This is a genomic window from Synechococcus sp. UW179A (assembly GCF_900473965.1).
In the GTDB taxonomy this organism is placed as follows: domain Bacteria; phylum Cyanobacteriota; class Cyanobacteriia; order PCC-6307; family Cyanobiaceae; genus Synechococcus_C.
Map to the genome: position 1 here is coordinate 150,280 of NZ_UCNJ01000025.1, position 14,001 is coordinate 164,280.

General features: G+C 56.4%; 14 protein-coding genes. 10 read left to right on the top strand and 4 right to left on the bottom strand.

Features of this window, described 5'->3' with window-relative positions; all coding sequences use genetic code 11:
* The first annotated feature begins 4 nt into the window (after window positions 1–4).
* The 7 genes from DXY31_RS12500 to DXY31_RS12530 all read left to right on the top strand — a co-directional run bounded on the left by DXY31_RS12500 (window position 5) and on the right by DXY31_RS12530 (window position 8,880).
* Window positions 5–2,107 carry an ARC6/PARC6 family protein gene (locus tag DXY31_RS12500; protein WP_244279754.1) on the top strand — a complete coding sequence of 701 codons (2,103 nt, stop codon included), beginning with the start codon at window positions 5–7 and terminating at the stop codon, window positions 2,105–2,107.
* An 81-nt stretch (window positions 2,108–2,188) separates the two neighbouring features.
* Window positions 2,189–3,661 (top strand): signal recognition particle protein, encoded by a 1,473-nt coding sequence (gene ffh, locus DXY31_RS12505; RefSeq protein WP_114994067.1) that lies wholly within the window; start codon window positions 2,189–2,191, stop codon window positions 3,659–3,661.
* 77 nt (window positions 3,662–3,738) lie between these two features.
* Window positions 3,739–4,131, top strand: a complete 393-nt coding sequence (gene rpsP / locus DXY31_RS12510; protein WP_114994222.1) for a 30S ribosomal protein S16 — start codon at window positions 3,739–3,741, stop codon at window positions 4,129–4,131.
* A gap of 8 nt (window positions 4,132–4,139) precedes the next feature.
* Complete coding sequence (locus DXY31_RS12515; protein ID WP_114994068.1) at window positions 4,140–5,171, top strand: PhoH family protein; 1,032 nt, start codon at window positions 4,140–4,142, stop codon at window positions 5,169–5,171.
* Between the two features lie 52 nt (window positions 5,172–5,223).
* Window positions 5,224–5,979 (top strand): Bax inhibitor-1 family protein, encoded by a 756-nt coding sequence (locus tag DXY31_RS12520; protein WP_114994069.1) that lies wholly within the window; start codon window positions 5,224–5,226, stop codon window positions 5,977–5,979.
* 140 nt (window positions 5,980–6,119) lie between these two features.
* A complete protein-coding gene (locus tag DXY31_RS12525; protein ID WP_114994070.1) occupies window positions 6,120–7,523 on the top strand; it encodes a sugar porter family MFS transporter in 1,404 nt (467 codons plus the stop codon).
* Between the two features lie 4 nt (window positions 7,524–7,527).
* Window positions 7,528–8,880: a carbohydrate porin gene (locus tag DXY31_RS12530; RefSeq protein ID WP_114994071.1), complete on the top strand. Its 1,353-nt coding sequence runs from the start codon at window positions 7,528–7,530 to the stop codon at window positions 8,878–8,880.
* A gap of 263 nt (window positions 8,881–9,143) precedes the next feature.
* Here DXY31_RS12530 and DXY31_RS12535 read toward each other — a convergent pair whose 3' ends face one another.
* A complete protein-coding gene (locus DXY31_RS12535; protein ID WP_114994072.1) occupies window positions 9,144–9,662 on the bottom strand; it encodes a hypothetical protein in 519 nt (172 codons plus the stop codon).
* A 65-nt stretch (window positions 9,663–9,727) separates the two neighbouring features.
* On the opposite strand from DXY31_RS12535, the gene era reads away from it, so the two are divergent.
* A complete protein-coding gene (era, locus tag DXY31_RS12540) occupies window positions 9,728–10,672 on the top strand; it encodes a GTPase Era (protein ID WP_114994223.1) in 945 nt (314 codons plus the stop codon).
* A gap of 227 nt (window positions 10,673–10,899) precedes the next feature.
* On the opposite strand, the gene DXY31_RS12545 is transcribed toward era, so the two are convergent.
* The 3 genes from DXY31_RS12545 to DXY31_RS17430 all read right to left on the bottom strand — a co-directional run bounded on the left by DXY31_RS12545 (window position 10,900) and on the right by DXY31_RS17430 (window position 12,745).
* Entirely contained in the window at window positions 10,900–11,388 is a 489-nt protein-coding gene (locus DXY31_RS12545) for a Csp1 family four helix bundle copper storage protein (RefSeq protein ID WP_137024983.1), read from the bottom strand.
* A gap of 319 nt (window positions 11,389–11,707) precedes the next feature.
* Window positions 11,708–12,259: a hypothetical protein gene (locus DXY31_RS12550; protein WP_137024984.1), complete on the bottom strand. Its 552-nt coding sequence runs from the start codon at window positions 12,257–12,259 to the stop codon at window positions 11,708–11,710.
* A 282-nt stretch (window positions 12,260–12,541) separates the two neighbouring features.
* Complete coding sequence (locus DXY31_RS17430) at window positions 12,542–12,745, bottom strand: hypothetical protein (protein ID WP_137024985.1); 204 nt, start codon at window positions 12,743–12,745, stop codon at window positions 12,542–12,544.
* Window positions 12,746–12,789: 44 nt separating this feature from the next.
* Here DXY31_RS17430 and DXY31_RS12560 point away from each other — a divergent pair, with 44 nt between their 5' ends.
* Together DXY31_RS12560 and trmD are read left to right on the top strand one after the other, a co-directional pair.
* Window positions 12,790–13,260 carry a phycobiliprotein lyase gene (locus DXY31_RS12560; RefSeq protein WP_114994224.1) on the top strand — a complete coding sequence of 157 codons (471 nt, stop codon included), beginning with the start codon at window positions 12,790–12,792 and terminating at the stop codon, window positions 13,258–13,260.
* Window positions 13,261–13,263: 3 nt separating this feature from the next.
* Window positions 13,264–13,992 (top strand): tRNA (guanosine(37)-N1)-methyltransferase TrmD, encoded by a 729-nt coding sequence (trmD, locus tag DXY31_RS12565; protein WP_114994076.1) that lies wholly within the window; start codon window positions 13,264–13,266, stop codon window positions 13,990–13,992.
* Window positions 13,993–14,001: the final 9 nt, after the last annotated feature.

Consider the following 14,001-nt stretch of genomic DNA (forward strand, 5'->3'; position numbering starts at 1 on the left):
GCCAATGGCTGCAATGCTGGTGGACCTTCCCATCGACCATTTCCGTCTGCTGGGGGTTAGTCCAACGGCTGAACCTGAGGCAGTGTTGCGCACACTTCAGTTGCGCTTGGATCGTTGTCCCGATCAAGGTTTCACCCACGAGGCACTGAATCAAAGGGCTGAACTGCTTCGCCTGTCAGCCGATCTGCTTACGGATCCTGAGCGCCGTGGCCAGTACGAAGCAACACTGCTGGAACTCGGTCAGGATCATCCAGGCGACGCCACTGGCCTGGAACTGTCCTCCAATCTGGAGGTCGCCGGCCTGATGCTCCTTTGGGAAGCCCATGCACCCCATGAGGCCTTTCAGTTGGCTCGTCAGGCCTTGCAACCGCCTCAGGCTCCTGCTTTGGGTAGTAGCAGGGAGTCGGATTTGGCCTTGTTGGCCGCTCTGGCAGCCCGCGACGCTGCAGTTCAGGACCAAGAGCAGCGCCGCTATGAATCGGCAGCCAATCTGCTGCAGGAGGGGATGCAGCTGCTTCAGCGAATGGGCAAGCTTCCCGAGCAGAGGCAGGTGTTGGAACACGATCTCTTCAGGCTTTGTCCCTTCCGAATTCTTGATCTGCTGAGTCGTGATCTTGCTGAGCAATCGGCGCGACATGAAGGCTTGATGATGCTGGAGGCTTTCATCAGCGATCGGGGCGGTCTCGAAGGGAGTGCCCTTGAGGGGCTGGAGACCGCTGAACTGCCCGCAGGTATGGATCAGGGCGCCTTTGAGTTGTTTTTTCAGCAGATTCGTCGCTTCCTGACCGTGCAGGAGCAAGTGGATCTGTTTAGACGCCTGCAGGAGGCGGGCTCAGCAGATGCGTCGTTCCTCGTTGTCATGGCTCTTGCGGCTGCGGGTTTTTCCCAGCGCAAACCTGAACGGGTTCAGGACGCCCGCACCCGTTTGGAAGAACTCACGCTTGACGGTCTTGACACCCAACCTCTTCTGGGATGTCTTGATCTTCTTCTCGGCGATGTGGATCGGGCCGAGCGTCATTTTGCAAGCAGTCCTGATCCTGCCCTCAAGACTTGGCTCTCAGCGCATCCTGGCGACGCCTTGGCAGCGCTCTGCGACTACTGCCGCACTTGGCTGGGACGCGATGTGCTGCCCGGTTATAGAGATGTCGATGCCGAAGCCATCGATCTGGAGGCCTGGTTTGCTGATCGGGATGTGCAGGCTTACGTCGAGCGGTTGGAGCGTCAGGAGCAGCCTCGAGATTGGTCACTCGAAAACTTGTCTCCGTTAACAGTGGATCCAGACGGAACGCTGCCGCTGCCTCTGCTTGATTCCGATTCTCCAGTGGATGACAAGGCTCATCAAGAGGATGGGGCCGTGGCAGGTTTCGCATGGCCCTCTCTGCCTCGTCCATCTCTTCAGTCCATGCCGCAGCTGCAATGGCCGAAGCTGCCTCAACCCAGTCGTTCGACCTGGATCGGAACCGGGGTGTTTCTTGCTGTGGTTCTGGTGATCGGGGTCTTTAGTGTCATCGGTCTTCGCCGTGAAGCTGAGCAGCCCCAGCTGGCTGATGAAACATCAATGGATGCACCTGTTGATCAGCCGGCTTCAGATGCGCAGCAGCAGAGCTCTGATCAGGATGCCGCTGATGCTTCCACTGAGAATGGTGTGCCAGATCTCACGGAAGCGCCTGAGCCCGAGCCTGCTTCCGCCGCCGTGGCTGAATCTGATCCGGTGCTTCGTTCTGAGCGTCCCTCCGATGCCCAGCTGGAGGCCCTGCTTCAGGCCTGGCTGGATCGCAAAGCCTCTGTTTTGCGTGGTGATGGCTCAGCGGATGAACGTCTTCAACCCATTGCCAGATCCAGGCTGATCAATCAGGTGCGCCAGCAGCGATCTGCTGATCAGTCAGCAGGACTGACCCAAAAGATTGATGCCTCAATCGATTTTATGAGGGTCATCAGCCGTACGCCCCAGCGCATCGAGCTACGTGCCGATGTGGACTACAGCGATCAAACGCTCAACGCAGCTGGAACTGTGGTGAACAGCACAGCGCCGAAATCACTCAAGGTGACTTACATCCTTGGCCGAGATGAGGATGGCTGGCGCCTGCAGGCCTATGCACCGGTCTGATCGACCGATCAGCTTTGAGCAGATTGCACCTCCACCCCCTGCCACTTTTACGATCAGAGAACTGAAACCGATGTCCGGCCGATGTTCGATGAGCTGTCAGCCCGCTTTGAAGACGCGGTCAAGGGGCTGAGAGGCCAGGACCAGATCAGCGAAACCAATGTCGAGGGCGCGCTTAAGGATGTGCGCCGCGCTCTGCTGGAGGCGGATGTGAGTCTGCCGGTTGTTAAAGATTTTGTCGCGGAGGTGCGTGAAAAGGCCGTTGGCGCCGAGGTGGTGCGCGGGGTCAGTCCAGATCAGAAGTTCATTCAGGTGGTGCATGACCAGCTGGTGGAGGTCATGGGCGGTGACAACGCCCCTCTTGCTAAGGCCGAGGCGGCTCCAACGGTGGTGCTGATGGCCGGCCTCCAGGGTGCGGGTAAGACCACGGCAACAGCGAAGCTCGGACTCCACCTCAAGGATCAGGGCAGACGGGCGCTAATGGTGGGTGCCGATGTGTACCGACCTGCTGCCATCGAGCAGCTGAAGACGCTTGGTGCACAGATCGGTGTCGAGGTATTCAGTCTCGGTGATGACGCCAAACCGGAAGACATCGCAGCGGCAGGTCTTGAAAAAGCCAGGCAGGAAGGCTTCGACACGCTTCTGGTCGATACAGCTGGTCGTCTTCAGATCGACACCGACATGATGGACGAGATGGTGCGGATCCGCACCGCCGTGCAGCCGGATGAAGTGCTGCTGGTGGTGGATTCAATGATCGGTCAGGAAGCGGCCGATCTCACCAGGGCCTTCCACGACCAGGTGGGGATCACCGGAGCCGTGCTGACCAAGCTCGATGGTGATTCACGAGGTGGTGCCGCTCTGTCGATCCGCAAGGTGAGCGGCCAACCGATCAAATTCATCGGTACGGGGGAGAAGGTGGAGGCCCTGCAGCCTTTTCACCCCGAGCGGATGGCGAGCCGCATCCTCGGGATGGGCGATGTGCTCACCCTTGTTGAGAAAGCCCAGAAGGAGGTGGAACTCGCCGATGTCGAGCAGATGCAGAAGAAGCTGCAGGAAGCCACCTTTGACTTCTCGGATTTTGTGAAGCAAATGCGGCTGATCAAGCGCATGGGATCGCTGGGTGGATTGATGAAGATGATCCCTGGCATGAACAAGATCGACGACGGCATGCTCAAGCAGGGGGAGCAGCAGCTGAAGAAGATCGAAGCCATGATCGGCTCGATGACCCAGCGGGAGCGGGAGAACCCCGACCTGCTGGCTAGCGAGCCCTCCCGTCGTCGTCGCATCGCCCGAGGCAGCGGCCACCAGCCCGCCGATGTCGACAAGGTGTTGGCTGACTTTCAGAAGATGCGCGGTTTTATGCAGCAGATGTCTCAGGGCCAGATGCCTGGCATGGGAGGCATTCCTGGTATGGGAGGCATGCCAGGTATGGGTGGAATGCCTGGCATGGGTGGCGGCATGCCTGGAATGCCAGGTGGAATGCCGGCCGGCCGCGGCGGTGGACCCCCGCGGCGTCAGCGACCGTTCAAGAAGAAGAAGGGCTTTGGCGACCTCTGACGGGCGGCAGGTTAAGTTGGTTGTTTGGCGCTTCTGTCAGATGCGCCGAACTGTCCCAACCCACAGCCAGCGCCACGATGATCAAGCTCCGCCTGAAGCGGTTCGGTAAGAAGCGGGAAGCAAGCTTCCGCCTCGTGGCCTGCAACAGCACTTCACGCCGTGATGGTCGTCCTTTACAGGAGCTGGGTTATTACAACCCCCGCACTAAAGAGACCCGTCTGGATGCTGAGGCACTGCGCGAGCGTTTGAGCCAGGGCGCTCAGCCTACGGATGTCGTCCGCACCCTGCTTGAAAAGGGTGGGTTGATCGAGAAGAAAGTCCGTCCTGCAGAAGTGGTCGGCAAGGCCAAGCAGGCTCTCAAACGTGAAGCTGATGCCAAACAGGCCGCCAAGGATGCGGCTGAGGCCAAGGCCGCTGCAGCTGAAGCTGAGCAACCAGCTGGAGATGACGCAGCCAGCGCTGAAGGCTGATAGACACGATGTCCGAGGCAACCTCGCCTGGTCGCTTCGTCTTTGATCTGCCGCATACAGAGGCTGCGCTCGCTCTGGCGGGTGGTCCTACTTCACAGACACTGCGTCAACTCGAGGCTCTGACGGGGACCACTCTGGTTTTGCGTGGACTGCAACTGGAGATCAGCGGTCGCCCCAATCAGCTGGAACGCACTGCTGCTGTTATTGAGCTCCTGCGCAAGTTCTGGGAAGAGGGTGAAACCATTTCGCCGGTAGATCTTCAGTCAGCCCTGCAGGCGCTCGATACCGGCCGCAACCATGAGCACGAAGCCATGGGCCAGCAGGTTCTGGCACGCAATCAGCGTGGCAGTCTGTTGCGCCCGCGAACGCTACGTCAGAAGGCGTACGTGGAGTCGATGGAGCGTCACGATCTCACTTTTGCGCTCGGTCCTGCAGGCACAGGCAAAACGTTTTTGGCAACAGTTTTGGCTGTGCGCATGCTGACCGAGCGCAAGGTGGAGCGTTTGGTGCTGACCAGGCCTGCTGTGGAAGCGGGCGAGCGATTGGGTTTTTTGCCTGGTGATCTTCAGCAGAAAGTGGATCCCTATCTGCGTCCGCTCTACGACGCCCTGCACATGCTGCTTGGACAGGAGAAAACAGCAGCATTGTTGGAGAAGGGTGTGATCGAGGTGGCACCACTGGCCTACATGCGTGGCCGAACCCTGGCGGAATCGTTTGTGATCCTTGATGAGGCTCAGAACACCACTCCGGCACAGATGCGGATGGTGCTGACCCGTTTGGGAGAGCGTTCCCGCATGGTGGTGACTGGAGACATCACCCAGGTGGATCTACCGCCAGGCCAGCTCAGCGGTTTGGTGGAAGCTTCGGAAGTGCTGGATGGGGTCGAAGGTGTGGCTGTCTGCCGCTTGACATCGGCTGATGTGGTCCGTCATCCGCTGGTGCAGCGTGTGGTGGATGCCTATGCACGACGTGACAAGAGCCATCCCCGTCGGGATGCAAGGCCGATTCGGCGGTCGATGGGGAGATCCGCACCGGGCTGAAAGCCACAACCTTGTTGCAGCTGCCAAGATATGTTCAGTGATCTGGGGCAACATGCCAGCCAGCAGCAATTTCCAAAACGCCATCCGCGAGGCGCAATCCAGCGCACTGGTAGGCCCCAATGTGGTCAACAAAGCACTCCCTTATGTGGGTGGTGGCATGGTTTTGACTGCTCTTGGGGTTCTCGGTGGTCTCTCGATGCAGCCCATGCCTGCCCTTGGTCAGGCAGGCAGTCCTCTGTTTTTCCCTTTATTCATTGTTGCCTTTATCGGAGAGATTGTTCTCTTCTTTATGGCAAGTAGCGCCGCAAATAATGCCAACAACGCCAAAGCACTTCCGTTGCTCTCCGCATTCAGTTTGCTCACTGGCTTCACGCTCAGTGGAATTGTTGGCCTTGCTTATCAAGTCGCGGGTATGGGTTCCATTGCCACGGCTGTGATCGCGACAGGCCTGACCTTTGTGATTGCTTCAGTTGTTGGCAAGAACATGAGCGACAGCGTCGGACAGGCGCTCTCCGGGGTGGTTGGTCTTGGTTTAGTCGGTTTGCTCATTGCCATGGTGGTGCAAATCATCGGCGGATTATTTGCTCCCGAAATGTTCCAGCAAGGCACTTTCGAGCTGATGATTGCCGGCTTTGGAACCGTTCTTTTTGTGGGGATGGCTTTCGTCGATTTCTACACGATGCCTCGCACCTACCGAGATGATCAGTACTTGGCAGGTGCACTTGGGATGTATCTCACCTACATCAATCTGTTTATGTTTCTTCTGCGTCTGATCATTGCTCTTCAAGGCGGCGGCCGCCGCGACTGAGTCGGGGCAGATTGTTTTAGTGCAAATCAACCCCGGCAAGGCCCGGGGTTTTTTGATGTCCGAGATCTCAGGGTGTGACATTGATCGGACAACTCCAGAATCTTTCGCTGAATTGAGGTCACTGCTGCTGTCCTTTAGGCATGCAACCTCGCACTGCTGAAGATCAACAGCGGATTTTCACGATCCTGAGTATTTCCATCACCGCTGCACTGGGTGGTTTCCTCTTCGGGTATGACACGGCCGTGATCAATGGTGCGGTGAGTGCCATTGAGGCCACATTTAAGACCTCGGCATCTTCGCTGGGACTGACTGTGTCTTCGGCCCTACTGGGGTCCGCAGCTGGTGCCTTGGGGGCCGGATGGCTGGCAGACCGTTTTGGGCGTCGACCCAGCATGTTGCTTGCCGCCGTGCTGTTCATCCTGAGTGCCGCCGGGTCGGCTCTGGCGCCAAGGCTGGTCGACCTGGTGATCTGGCGTGTATTGGGGGGTGTGGCTGTGGGCTTTGCCAGTGTGCTCGCCCCGGCCTATATCGCTGAGATTTCTCCAGCGGCGATGCGGGGACGCACAGGATCTCTCCAGCAGCTGGCAATTGTGCTCGGCATCTTTATCTCACTGCTGTTCAACTATCTGATCGTGCTGGTCACATCCGACCAGGAGCCCACGTCGCTTGTGGGCCCGATGGCGGCCTGGCGCTGGATGTTGATGGCAGAGGTTGTTCCTGCTCTCTTGTATGGCTTTTTGGTATTGCGGATTCCTGAAAGTCCTCGTTATTTGGTGCAGATCGGCGATCTGGATCAAGCAAGAGCCGTGATTCGTCGCACGATTGGTGAACCCACCACAGAGGTGATTGATCGCATCCAGTCCAGTCAAGGCCAGGGCGGTGGCGGTTCGATCAGGGATCTTTTCAGTCGTCGATCCGGACTGCTACCGATCGTGTGGACCGGCGTTCTGCTGGCGATCTTCCAGCAGTTGGTCGGCATCAATGTGATCTTCTACTACTCCAGCGAGCTTTGGCAGTCGGTGGGTTTCAGTACCACCGAAAGTCTCAGCGTCACCGTGATCACCGCTGTGACCAATGTGGTGACTACGTTTCTGGCCATTGCCACCATTGACCGCCTCGGTCGACGTCCGCTGCTGCTTCTGGGTTCAGTGGTGATCACGATCAGCTTGGGGCTGATGAGCTGGACGTTCTCCGGAGCCCCTCTTGTGGATGGAATGCCTCAGCTGACGGGAGTCCCATCTCTGGTTGCACTGGTTTCAGCCAATGTGTTTGTATTTGCCTTCGGATTCTCCTGGGGACCTGTGATGTGGGTCCTGCTGGGTGAGATGTTCAACAACCGCATCAGAGCGATAGCGCTGGGGTTATCGGCCACGGTGAACTGGCTTGCGAACTTCCTGATCTCCACCACTTTCCCGATACTGTTGAAATCTTCGGGTCCAGCCCTCGCCTATGGGCTCTACGCCACAGCCGGTGCCATCTCATTCTTCTTCGTGCTGTTTCTGGTGAAGGAGACGCGTGGCAAGGAACTGGAGGAAATGGCCTGAATTGATGAAACGCCGAAATCCTCTGCAGCGTTTGCTCGGGTTGGCACTGTTGATCAGTTGTTTCAGTCCGACAGAATGCGCCCGTTCGGATGAACTTCCCACTGTTCAGGATTCTGTTCCGCTTTTGCAGCTAAGGCCTGAGCCAATTCTTCAAAACTGGCTGGATGTTCCCGACTGGTTGTCGCTCTCTTTTGGCTATGTGAATGAAATCAATGGCAATCCCTGGGGTGGCCTTGAGCAGACGGCAACTTATACCCACAATCTTTCACTGAACATGACTGCTTCCAGCGGTCTTGCTCGTTCAGTCGAAGACTGGCAGGAGTGGGACCACTGGAGTTTGACGGCAAATTTGTCTCAGCGATCGGGAACAAGTCTTTCTGAATCCATTCCCAACGCTCAGGCGGTGCAGCAGATTTTTGGCTATGGCCAGACCTTTCGGCTCGCTGGACTCTGGGTGGAGCGTCATCAGACCGAAACAGGTCTGCTGAAGATCAAAGCTGGAAAAGTGGCAACGTTTGATGACTTTGCGTCATCGCCCCTGTTCTGCTTTTACTCCAACAATGGTTTCTGTGGGCAGATCTGGGGAATTCCTAACTCGCTTCCCGTGGCCGCCTACCCGGCGAATCAATACGGTGCAGTAGCGCATCTAGGAACGACCGACTCAACAACACTGCGCTACGGGATTTATCAGATCAACCCCGATGGATTTGAACCTGAATATCACGGTGCTGACTTTCAGCTGAATGCATCACGAGATGGCGTGGCTCAGTTTCTGCAGATTGATTGGCCATTTTCGAGGACTCTCGCCCTTCCTGTGAAGCAACTCGATGATGGACGTGTTGTTCGAGTGCCTGAAGATGAGAAAGACTTAGACTTCATTTCGGGTCTTCCAGCACCTGGTGTGCAGTTGGGCGGTTGGCTTGGCCGTTGGGACTTTCCGCAACTGGTGGATCCAGAGCAATCGTCTGCTCGAAACGATGGTGTGTATGGACTCGTGTCACTCCCGTTAACCCTGGGAGATCTGGCGCTGGATGGTCGCCTGTGGGCTACAGCCTCCTACGGCTTTAATCCCGACGTTCAGACGATTCCTGTTTTTGTTGCAGCTGGTTGGGTGGGTAAGGGCGTGCTGCGTCGCCGACCCCATGACGCATTGGTGTTGGGGGTCACCCATGCGAGCTGGAGTTCTCAGGCTCCCAGCGGACAGGATTGGGAATCGATCCTTGAACTGGGCTATCAAATCGCCCTTGGGGACAACGCAAGTATCCAACCCAATCTTCAGTTCATTCTCAATCCGGATGGAACTGGTGAGGTTCCTGATTCCATTGCCATCGGTGTGCAGATGACCGTGTTGTTCTGATCGATGTCCAATAAAAAACCCCGGATCAAATCCGAGGCATCGACATCGGTTGATCCCCATCACCCGGCCGATGGCGTTAACAGTAATCAGTGTGCGACGAAAGTTGTCTCAACTTCAGAATGCCCTAATAGTGTTGCAAGCAGTATCTTCATGGTTCGTCACACCAGATCTGGGGCATGGTTCTTGCGGATGGTCTGGCTGAGGTTTTGGATCCTGGTGCTAAGGCCTGGGGCTGCTCAGTTCGGGCTTCTTGGTGACTGAGCTCACTCAGCAACGGCCTGCACTGCATCGCCGATCGCTCGTCTCTGATGATCGTCGTAACCCCAGCGCTCGAGAAAGGCCAGATCCTCTCCGCGACAATGGTTCGCGGCTTCCAGCAGCACCTCAAGACGCGCTTTGACACGCTGAGAATCAAGCTGACGCAGGAGCTCTAAGCAGCGTTGATTCACGCGCTCTGATCCTGCAGCCTGCTCATTGTCGTTGTTATTGCGGTGATGCAAAGCCATGGCCGCGCTCATGGCGAGATTGCGGGCCGTGAGATCCACCACGCCGTCGCCCGCTTCGCGCAGTGTGATCAACAGGGCATCCGGAAGCCTGTCCATCAGGGCACTGTCGCCCGCAAGACTTACGACGAAGAAGCCTCTGGCGCCATCACGGCTGGCCACGAGTGCTCCGACGCGGTCGGCCATGACTTCATCGCTGATTTCCTCTTGGTCCCATTGCTTCATCCAGCCGGCGGCGATCTCCATGGCTTCCTGGAAGCTCGGCTCTCGCTGGGTCATGAACAGCAACTGATTGGCCTCACAAGCCTATGGGCAGGGTGCGGCCTTCAGGCGATGCTGAAGGCATGGATGCAGCTTCATCGTCGCTCTCTGACGGCTACCGCTCGGGTTTTGTCGCCTTGATCGGACGTCCCAATGTGGGTAAGTCAACGCTCGTGAATCAATTGGTGGGCGACAAGGTGGCGATCACTTCACCGGTGGCCCAGACCACACGCAACCGCCTCAGAGCGATTCTTACCACGCCTAGTGCCCAGTTGATTCTTGTCGATACTCCAGGCATTCATAAGCCGCATCACCTACTAGGGGAGCGTCTGGTTCAGAGCGCACGCTCTGCGATTGGCGAAGTGGATCAGGTGTTGCTGCTGCTGGAGGGCTGTGAACCGCCTGGTCGCGGTGACGCATTCATCGTCAACCTCCTGCGTCAGCAACGCTTACCGGTGCAGGTGGTACTCAATAAATGGGACCGGGTCCCGGGTGATCGCAAGCCCGAGGCTGATGCGGCCTATCGCGAACTGCTGGTGGAGACGGATTGGCCGCTGCACCATTGCTCAGCCTTGAACGGTGCCGGCTGCCTTGAGCTCGTGGACGCTGTGAGTGCTCTGATGCCTGAAGGCCCCCAGCTGTACCCACCCGAGATGGTGAGTGATCAGCCCGAAAAGCTGTTGATGGCTGAGTTAATCCGCGAGCAGGTGCTAATGCATACCCGCGAAGAAGTCCCCCACAGTGTGGCGGTGAGCATCGATCGGGTGGAAGACATGCCGGCTAGGGGAAAAGGCAAAGCTCGCACCGCCGTTTTGGCCACCGTGCTGGTGGAGCGCAAGAGCCAGAAGGGCATCCTGATCGGCAAGGGCGGCGCCATGCTCAAGACCATCGGCCAGGGCGCTCGCCTGCAGATGCAGAACCTGATCGACGGTCCTGTGTATCTGGAGCTGTTTGTGAAGGTGGTGCCGGACTGGCGCAGCAAGCCACAACGCCTTAATGAGCTTGGCTACAGCGGTGATGCTTTCTGATGCTTGTCAGGGGAAACGGAAATCTGTAGAACTTGTCGAAGTTTTCTTGACAGACAAATATCCCACGTCTTTCCTGGCCATGGTGTTGATCGAAGATCGGTCTAAACTCTGCCGATGTTGTTCTCAGCACCCTGAGTATGACAAGCTATGATGTTATTTATGGTCAGAGATTGAATGGCTTGTTGGTTATTCAGTTCGGCAGGAATGAATTGGATGTGCTCAAAGGGCTAGGTAATCGCTCTGCAGCTTTTAATGCATGCTAAGCATGATAGATAACACTCTTGACATGATGGGTGGTGATCAATGTGTGGCTTGCAAGCAGCAGCACATTCCGTGCAGCTTTTGATAGAGAGCTTGGCAATCCCTGTGGTTAAAGGCGACTCTTGTGCGGAAAGGCTAAGCAGGGCCTCGCAGATCGGCAGCATTTGTCTTGTGGCGACAGCGCATTCAAAAAATGTCTCCTCACCTTTTGCCAGCAGCTCCACCATTTTGGTTAAACAGATTTCGGCCGAGGCCACGCAATTTTTGGCGGTTATGATGCAATTGGCATAGGGGTTTGGCGCGGAAGTGTTGCCGGAAGAGGCAACAACAGGAGCATTCTTTTGGGTGGAAGCTGAACCATTTTTTATTTGGTGAGTGAGTGCACTTGCTGCAGAAGGTGCAGCGGCTCCTACAGCGGTTAATCCGAGTGCGCTGATCATCTCTCTTCGATTCATGGTTGAATTGATATTGACTTGTACGAAGGATTCTAGGTCCTGATTTGGGATCTGTTTTTGCAAATTATTTGTTTTAATAATTGAAGCAAGGCGTTGGAATGTTTCAAATCGAAGTTGCTTTTCGTGCGGGTGTTTTGTGGGATTTGATCTTTGTTTTCAGCCAATGCTTGGACGAGTGGATGTTGGCTGACGGCCAATCTGAGCTCCTTATTGGCTTGCTAAATCTTTGTTGGGTTAGATTTGGCAGGCTCGTGAAGGAGATGCAGGATTGCGGCTCATCCTTTACACTCGATAGCAGATTTGAGATCTTGGTTCTCTTTCAGCGAAGCTCTAAAAGTTGCACTGAGTTTTCGGAGCCAATGTTTTTGGCAAGGTGTCCGTAATCATGGTATGAGGAATACTCCGAAATCAACCCCTCGTTATCGTAGGAAACCTTGAATATGCTGGTTAGATCAAGCGTATTGTTGGACGCGGAAGTACCCCGAAAGTTGCCTGAGTTGAGAATATTTTGTTCGACAACAATCACAACTGATCCGTCTTCAAGAGCAGTGGCAACAATTGGTGTTACTGCATTTCGACGGAAGCCGCTATTCCACTGCCCGATTCGTTTGATCAACTGAGGCTGGTTGAATTGCTGTCCAGTTGCGGATGTATAGCTCAAATTAGGCGAGGTGTAAGTCTCCACGGCCTTGGCTGGATCTTGGAAGGCCATCTCCCGATAAGCGTTGAAACGTTTCACTCGTGGGTCTTCCAGGGAGAGGCACGGCCCCTTGCTAGACGACGAAAAAGCCTTGCGTGGAGTGGATGCAACAACACCAAGTCCCAGGGAGCCTGCAAGAAGCGTGAAGGCCCGCCGTCCAAAGAGACTCATCGAATTACTCCTGAAAATTCCAGAATCCTTATGTTGTTCATGCCATGGCATGCAGGGTTTGTTGCGCAATTTTTCTTGATCTGTGAAGGTCTTTGTTCACTGCGTCTGTCATCGGTGACGCCGCAAAATTTGATACTTAGTGGTCGTTTTCTGTCCTGGTTCTGTTGTCGATGCAAAGTTGGAGTTAATAGACCATTTGTTCGTCCAATGCTCTCTGAGCCAATCTCAATCAGCTGTTCTCTCGGCATCTTGTTGCACTGATCCAACACGCCAGCTCGACGATTAGATCGTGAGTTTGATGGCGAGGGCAATGCTCATGCCTTTCACGATGGCTCTAAAAGAATGATTCAGCTGGTTGCCCTGACTGTTTCTTGGTAGCTCTGCTACAGCAGGAAGCAATGCCGAGCGACGATCGGCAGCTGGTTTTGACGTCAGCCGTATCTGACTCTGCTGCAACAGCCTGGCCAAAACGCATGGGAGGAGCATGAGCGATCCTCTGGTTCAGATCGTTGCCCTGCGAAGATGGTCTGATGGATGAGACCGCTTTTCCTCCAGCTGATCTGAAGGCGTTCCTCACACTGTGTGTTGGCTGCTGGATGAGTCTGCGCAGCCGCTTTGACCTCAGTGGCTCCGAAGAAGATGACTGGCATACCAGCGACCGTGGCGAGGTAACTGTGACCCTGAGTGATCAGTCTGTTGATTCGGTCTTGTCGGTGCAGTCTGCGGATGGAGCCGCAAGCGAACTTCGCTTTGCTAGCGATGGGGGTCTTGTGGTGTTGGCTGGGGGGGAAGAGCGCAGTGGCCGCTGGCAGCTGCGAGCAGATGCCAGCCTTGAGCTGGAACTCAAAGATGGTGTCTCGGCTGCGACCGTGTTGGAACGCATCTGGTTCATTAAGCCCAATCTGCGCCTGCGCAGCACGACGGCTATCGCGACAGATGGGACCCCTCTTCAGGCGCGCTTCTGCTCCGAGATCCGGCGCGTGTCATCTCCTCAGCCCTGAGCCATGTCGGCCTATCGCCTGGATGTGATCAGCCTGGCGCCTCAGGCATTTGCGCCGCTCGAGCAACTTGGGGTGATCGGCAGAGCCTTTGCTGCTGGAGGGGCAGAGCTGCATCTTCATAACCCCCGCGATTACGCCACCGATCGCTACCGCAAGGTTGACGATGAGCCCTATGGCGGTGGTGCGGGCATGGTGCTCAAGCCTGAGCCGGTGTTCGCTGCCTTCGAGTCGATTCCGTTCAGCCCTCGGCGCCGGGTGCTACTGATGACGCCTCAGGGCCAGCCTTTGACCCAGCCCGATCTGCAGCGCTGGGCTGACAACTATGACCAGCTGGTGCTGCTCTGCGGTCACTACGAAGGCTTCGATGAACGCATTCGCTCACTGGCCGATGAGGAAGTGTCGCTTGGAGATTTCGTGCTTACCGGCGGGGAGCTGCCGGCCATGACGATCATCAACGGCGTGGTGCGGTTGTTACCCGGCACGGTGGGAACGCCGGCCTCGCTGCTTGAGGAAAGCCATAGCGACCTCTTGCTGGAACACCCGCATTACACGCGTCCTGCCGATTTTCGGGGGATGAGGGTGCCAGACGTGCTGCGCAGTGGGGACCATGGAGCCATTGCCAAATGGCGTCAGCAGCAACGTGAACAGCGCACCGCTGATCGACGCCCTGACCTGCTGGATCGCTGGAACCGGCGCTCTAACGCCGAGAATGACAACGTCGGCACGAACTGACCGCCAGTA

Excerpts from the sequence above, each read along its gene's own strand:
- DXY31_RS12500 (WP_244279754.1), top strand. The coding sequence starts at position 5 with ATGGCTGCAATGCTGGTGGACCTTCCCATCGACCATTTCCGTCTGCTG.
- ffh (WP_114994067.1), top strand. The coding sequence starts at position 2,189 with ATGTTCGATGAGCTGTCAGCCCGCTTTGAAGACGCGGTCAAGGGGCTG.
- rpsP (WP_114994222.1), top strand. The coding sequence starts at position 3,739 with ATGATCAAGCTCCGCCTGAAGCGGTTCGGTAAGAAGCGGGAAGCAAGC.
- DXY31_RS12515 (WP_114994068.1), top strand. The coding sequence starts at position 4,140 with ATGTCCGAGGCAACCTCGCCTGGTCGCTTCGTCTTTGATCTGCCGCAT.
- DXY31_RS12520 (WP_114994069.1), top strand. The coding sequence starts at position 5,224 with ATGCCAGCCAGCAGCAATTTCCAAAACGCCATCCGCGAGGCGCAATCC.
- DXY31_RS12525 (WP_114994070.1), top strand. The coding sequence starts at position 6,120 with ATGCAACCTCGCACTGCTGAAGATCAACAGCGGATTTTCACGATCCTG.
- DXY31_RS12530 (WP_114994071.1), top strand. The coding sequence starts at position 7,528 with ATGAAACGCCGAAATCCTCTGCAGCGTTTGCTCGGGTTGGCACTGTTG.
- DXY31_RS12535 (WP_114994072.1), bottom strand. The coding sequence starts at position 9,662 with ATGACCCAGCGAGAGCCGAGCTTCCAGGAAGCCATGGAGATCGCCGCC.
- era (WP_114994223.1), top strand. The coding sequence starts at position 9,728 with ATGGATGCAGCTTCATCGTCGCTCTCTGACGGCTACCGCTCGGGTTTT.
- DXY31_RS12545 (WP_137024983.1), bottom strand. The coding sequence starts at position 11,388 with ATGAATCGAAGAGAGATGATCAGCGCACTCGGATTAACCGCTGTAGGA.
- DXY31_RS12550 (WP_137024984.1), bottom strand. The coding sequence starts at position 12,259 with ATGAGTCTCTTTGGACGGCGGGCCTTCACGCTTCTTGCAGGCTCCCTG.
- DXY31_RS17430 (WP_137024985.1), bottom strand. The coding sequence starts at position 12,745 with ATGCTCCTCCCATGCGTTTTGGCCAGGCTGTTGCAGCAGAGTCAGATA.
- DXY31_RS12560 (WP_114994224.1), top strand. The coding sequence starts at position 12,790 with ATGGATGAGACCGCTTTTCCTCCAGCTGATCTGAAGGCGTTCCTCACA.
- trmD (WP_114994076.1), top strand. The coding sequence starts at position 13,264 with ATGTCGGCCTATCGCCTGGATGTGATCAGCCTGGCGCCTCAGGCATTT.